The following is a 399-nucleotide window of genomic DNA, read 5'->3' as shown; positions in this document are numbered from 1 at the left end:
CACTGTCGGAGAACTTAGTTTTTTGAATCGTAATGGTTAAAAAGAATACTTTAAATTTCATTAGTTTTTTGCCCCTTTATAAATGATTTAGAAAAGACGATTGTAATAAGAAGCTTGGCGCTCTTTTACTTCGTTCATAATCGATTGAATGTGTTGTTCACGCAAAATTTCTTTCTGTGAAAGCTTACGTTTTTGAATGGTGATAGTTAAAAAGAATGCTTTAAATTTCATGAAGGTATTGCTCCTTTAAAAGTTATTTAGAAAAGACGGTTGTAATAAGAGGCTTGACGCTCTTTTACTTCGCCCATAATAGTTTGAATGTGTTGCTCACGTAAAATTTCTTTCTGTGAAAGCTTACGTTTTTGAATGGTAATTGTTAAAAAGAATGCTTTAAATTTC

General features: G+C 30.8%; 3 protein-coding genes. All 3 read right to left on the bottom strand.

Going from position 1 to position 399, the window contains the following annotated elements:
- Positions 1-61 (bottom strand): YrzI family small protein (locus MR113_RS27495; RefSeq protein ID WP_242257494.1); only part of this gene is annotated, 61 nt, incomplete at its 3' end.
- 26 nt (positions 62-87) lie between these two features.
- A complete protein-coding gene (locus MR113_RS27490) occupies positions 88-231 on the bottom strand; it encodes a YrzI family small protein (RefSeq protein WP_097820345.1) in 144 nt (47 codons plus the stop codon).
- Positions 232-257: 26 nt separating this feature from the next.
- The coding region (locus MR113_RS27485; RefSeq protein WP_242257493.1) for a YrzI family small protein at positions 258-399 on the bottom strand (142 nt) is incomplete at its 5' end.

Source organism: Bacillus cereus group sp. BfR-BA-01379, from assembly GCF_022663605.1.
GTDB lineage: Bacteria > Bacillota > Bacilli > Bacillales > Bacillaceae_G > Bacillus_A > Bacillus_A mobilis.
Note: the sequence above shows the minus strand (reverse complement) of the source record. Positions and strands in the feature narration are given on the sequence as shown.